The organism is Aquabacterium sp., assembly GCF_048860245.1.
Lineage (GTDB): Bacteria > Pseudomonadota > Gammaproteobacteria > Burkholderiales > Burkholderiaceae_C > Aquabacterium.
Window position 1 is genome coordinate 1 of the sequence record NZ_JBLIZW010000093.1, and the last position, 4,501, is coordinate 4,501.

Below are 4,501 nucleotides of genomic sequence, written 5' to 3' on the forward strand. Positions count from 1 at the left end.
TGATGTCATAGCCGGTAGGGTTGTGGCAGCAGGCGTGCAGCACCACGATGGTGCCGGCAGCGGCGGCGTTCAGGTCGGCCAGCATGCCCGCGAAGTCGATGGAGCGGGTGGCGGTGTCGTAGTAGGCATAAGTGCCGACTTCAAAGCCCGCGTTGGTGAAGATGGCCTTGTGGTTTTCCCAGCTGGGGTTGGAGATCAGCACCTTGGCGTTGGGGCTGATCTTCTTCAGGAAGTCAGCGCCAATCTTCAGGCCGCCTGTGCCGCCGATGGCCTGCACAGTAGAGACACGGCCGGACTTGACCACGTCAGAGTCTGCACCAAACACCAGCGCCTTCACGCCGTTGTCGTAGGCAGCGATACCGTCGATGGGTAGATAGCCACGGGGAGTGGGCTTGTCCATCATGGCCTTTTCGGCAGCTTGCACGCACTTGAGCAAAGGCAGCTTGCCGTTGTCATCAAAGTACACGCCCACGCCCAGGTTCACCTTGTTGGGGTTGGTGTCGGCTGCGAATTGTTCGTTCAGACCCAGGATAGGGTCACGGGGGGCCATCTCGACGGCGGTAAACAGAGACATGGATTGTCCTTGAGGGTAGAAATATGTCAGCTAACCCTCAACTAACTCCTGCGGTAGGCTTGAGGGTTAGCTCGCCATTTTACTCCGGCATTGGGATGCGCTCCCAAGTCACAAATTCATGCAAGACGAAACCATTGCTTCTGCGCCGCAAGGCACTTTTGTCACTTTTCCAGACTCGCCTTTTGAGCTGTTTCAGCCTTATCCGCCCGCCGGAGACCAGCCCACGGCCATCCAGAAACTGGTGGAAGGTGTGCGCGATGGAGAGGCGTTTCAGACCCTGCTGGGCGTGACCGGCTCGGGTAAGACATTCACCATGGCTAATGTGATTGCCAGACTTGGGCGTCCAGCTATCATTTTTGCGCCCAACAAAACCCTGGCGGCCCAGCTGTACAGCGAGTTTCGCGAGTTCTTCCCGAAAAACGCGGTGGAGTACTTCGTCAGTTACTACGACTACTACCAGCCCGAAGCCTACGTGCCCCAGCGCGACCTGTTCATTGAAAAGGACAGCGCCATCAACGAGGCCATTGAGCAGATGCGGCTGAGTGCGACCAAGAGCATTCTGGAGCGCCGGGACGTGGTGGTCGTGGCCACCGTGTCGGCCATCTACGGCATCGGCAAGCCTGAGGATTACACGCAGATGCGCTTCATCGTGCGCACGGGCGACAAGGTGGGGCAGCGCGACGTGATTGCCCAGCTGATCCGCATGCAGTACAAGCGCAACGACATGGACTTCGGACGCGGCACCTTCCGTGTGCGGGGCGACACCATCGACATCTTCCCGGCCGAACACTCCGAGTTGGCGCTGCGGGTGGAGTTGTTCGATGACGAGGTCGATACCTTGTCCCTGTTCGACCCACTCACGGGGCGCATCCAGCAGAAGATTCCGCGCTTTGTGGTCTACCCGTCCAGCCACTATGTGACGCCGCGTGAACAGGTGCTCAAGGCCATCGAAGGCATCAAGCAGGAACTCAACGAGCGCGTGAAACAGCTGGTCGGCGACGGCAAGCTGGTCGAGGCCCAACGCCTGGAGCAGCGCACACGCTTTGACCTCGAAATGTTGCAGGAAGTGGGGCACTGCAAGGGCATTGAGAACTACACACGCCACCTGTCGGGCGCCAACCCTGGCGATCCGCCACCCACGCTGGTGGACTACATGCCCTCGGACTCGCTCATGTTCCTGGATGAGAGTCACGTCATGATCGGGCAGTTGGGGGGCATGTACAACGGCGACCGATCCAGAAAGACCACGCTGGTCGAGTTCGGGTTCCGATTGCCTTCGGCGCTCGACAACCGGCCGCTCAAATTTGAAGAGTTCGAGCGCAAGATGCGGCAGGTCGTGTTTGTGACCGCGACACCGGCCGACTACGAAAAGCAGCACAGCGGGCAGGTGGTCGAGCAGGTGGTGCGTCCCACGGGCCTGTTGGATCCGGTGGTCGAGGTGCGACCGGCGACGCATCAGGTCGACGATGTGCTGCAGGAAATCCGCATCCGCGTCGAGAAAGACGAGCGCGTGCTCATCACCACCTTGACCAAGCGGATGGCAGAGCAGCTCACCGACTACCTGACCGACAACGGCGTGAAGGTGCGCTATCTGCACTCCGACATCGACACCGTTGAGCGTGTCGAAATCCTGCGTGACCTGCGTTTAGGGACGTTTGACGTGCTGGTGGGCATCAACTTGCTGCGCGAAGGTCTGGACATTCCCGAGGTGTCGCTGGTGGCCATTCTGGACGCCGACAAGGAAGGTTTCCTGCGGGCCGAACGCAGCCTGATTCAGACCATCGGGCGGGCTGCACGGAACCAGAATGGCCGTGCCATCCTGTACGCCGACAAGATCACCGAATCCATGCGCAAAGCCATGGGCGAGACCGAGCGTCGCCGTGCCAAGCAAATGGCGCACAACGAGGCGCACGGCATCACGCCGCGCACCGTCAACAAGAAGGTCAAGGAACTGATCGACGGGGTGATGTCCAACGCGGCCAAGGACGATCTGCGCGCCGCAGAAGCCCTGGCCAAGTCGATGGAGGGGGCCGAGGCCTTGTCCGAGAAGGACTTGAGCAAGCGCATGAAGCAACTCGAGAAGGACATGCTGGAGGCCGCTCGCAACCTCGAATTCGAGAAGGCGGCGCGCTTGCGCGATCAGCTCGCGCTACTCAAGGAGCAGGCCTTTGGTGCAGTGGTGCATGACCATGTGGCGACACCGAGCAAGCCTGCGGCCAAGTGAAGTGCTGCGGCATGGCGGTGCGTCGGGCGTGAGTCTGGGACAATCTCGCCTTTGAATGTGTTGACGAGTTCATGGTTGAAGCAGTGGTGACCGAGCCCCGTATCCGAGTCCTCATGGTGTGCATGGGGAACATTTGTAGAAGTCCGACGGCCGAGGCCGTGCTCCGTAGCAAGCTTCAACAGGCCGGTTTGGCTGATGCGGTGCAGGTCGACTCGGCTGGCACGCATGCCTACCATGTGGGGCATGCTCCCGACAAACGGTCCCAGCGACATGCGGCCATCCGTGGTTACGAGCTGAGCGCGTTGCGTGCCCGGCAGGTGAGTCCGCAGGACTTCCGCCGATTTGATCTCTTGCTGGCCATGGATTGGGACAATCTGGCGCTGCTGGAGGACCGCTGTCCGCCGGACCGCATGATGCGCGTCAAGCTCAAGCGACTGACCGAGTTCCTGCCTGCGAACTCGACGTTTGCCGAGGCGCAGGTCGTGCCAGACCCCTACTACGGTGGCGAAGAAAGTTTCGAGTCGGTGCTCGATCTGGTGGAGGCAGCCTGTGATGGGCTGGTCGATCACCTCCGCATGCGCCTCAATGGTGCGTAACGCGGGTTTGCCCTTGATCAAAGTTGACTTTTTCAGTCAACTAGTCTATGATTGACTTATTCGCTCGGGATTTGGCCTCTCGGATGCGGCCGGAGATCCTGGCTGCGTCACGCGCAGCAGTTTGACCCTCTGATTGCCGCATGCAGAAGCCGCCCGAGGTCCTGACCAAGGAGCGAGACATGCGACTGACAACCAAAGGCCGTTTTGCTGTAACGGCCATGATCGATCTGGCTTTGCGCGAGCACACGGGCCCCGTCGCCCTGGCGGCCATCAGCCAGCGCCAACAGATTTCCCTGTCCTACCTCGAGCAATTGTTCGGCAAGCTGCGCCGTCATGAACTGGTCGAGAGCACGCGTGGACCGGGCGGTGGTTATTCCCTGGGGCGCAAGGCCGAAGACATCACCGTGGCCGACATCATCGTGGCGGTGGACGAACCCATCGACGCGACCGGTTGCGGCGGCAAAGAAAACTGCATGGGTGAAGACGGTGGCCGTTGCATGACGCACGACCTGTGGACCAGCCTCAACACCAAGATGATCGAGTATCTGGATTCGATCAGCCTGCGCAAGCTGGTGGACGATCAGGTGGCCAAGGGTGTCTCGATCGAGGCGCAGCCCATCAAGCGCGCCATCTCGACCCAGCCCGTTGTGAAGCCGATCAAGGTGACTGCGCCGAATTCGGTGTTCGCGCTCGGTTCCACCCTCACCAAATAAGGGACTTGAGGCCTCGCTGCCCAAGGCGCAGGCCCCAGGACCGATAATTTCCACCTTTCCCGCTGAGCACCCCATAGAGGGTGCCCGACCAGAGTGCCCCACATGGACATGACCCCGCACTTTCCGATTTACATGGACTACGGCGCGACCACGCCGTGCGACCCCCGCGTTGTCGACGCGATGATCCCTTGGCTGCGTGAGCACTTCGGTAACCCGGCTTCGCGCTCCCACGTCTTTGGCTGGAAAGCCGAGGAAGCGGTCGAGAACGGTCGCCGCCAGGTTGCCGAACTGATCAACGCCGATCCGCGCGAAATCGTCTGGACCAGCGGTGCTACCGAGTCCAACAACCTGGCCCTCAAGGGCGCTGCCCACTTCTACAAAGGCAAGGGCAAGC

At 60.7% G+C, this 4,501-nt stretch carries 5 protein-coding genes; 4 read left to right on the top strand and 1 reads right to left on the bottom strand.

Annotated elements, in window-relative coordinates:
- The coding region (locus ACMV18_RS10705) for an aminotransferase class I/II-fold pyridoxal phosphate-dependent enzyme (RefSeq protein ID WP_420817834.1) at positions 1 to 574 on the bottom strand (574 nt) is incomplete at its 3' end.
- Positions 575 to 692: 118 nt separating this feature from the next.
- Between ACMV18_RS10705 and uvrB the strand changes: the two genes are divergently transcribed.
- The 4 genes from uvrB to ACMV18_RS10725 form a co-directional block, all read left to right on the top strand.
- Positions 693 to 2,798, top strand: coding sequence for an excinuclease ABC subunit UvrB (gene uvrB, locus ACMV18_RS10710; RefSeq protein ID WP_420817835.1), 2,106 nt, complete (start codon positions 693 to 695; stop codon positions 2,796 to 2,798).
- Between the two features lie 71 nt (positions 2,799 to 2,869).
- Positions 2,870 to 3,394 (top strand): low molecular weight protein-tyrosine-phosphatase, encoded by a 525-nt coding sequence (locus ACMV18_RS10715; RefSeq protein ID WP_420817836.1) that lies wholly within the window; start codon positions 2,870 to 2,872, stop codon positions 3,392 to 3,394.
- 179 nt (positions 3,395 to 3,573) lie between these two features.
- The gene (iscR, locus tag ACMV18_RS10720) at positions 3,574 to 4,107 is read left to right on the top strand and encodes a Fe-S cluster assembly transcriptional regulator IscR (protein ID WP_374258987.1); all 534 of its coding nucleotides are present in this window, start codon (positions 3,574 to 3,576) and stop codon (positions 4,105 to 4,107) included.
- A 102-nt stretch (positions 4,108 to 4,209) separates the two neighbouring features.
- Positions 4,210 to 4,501 (top strand): aminotransferase class V-fold PLP-dependent enzyme (locus tag ACMV18_RS10725; protein WP_420817837.1); only part of this gene is annotated, 292 nt, incomplete at its 3' end.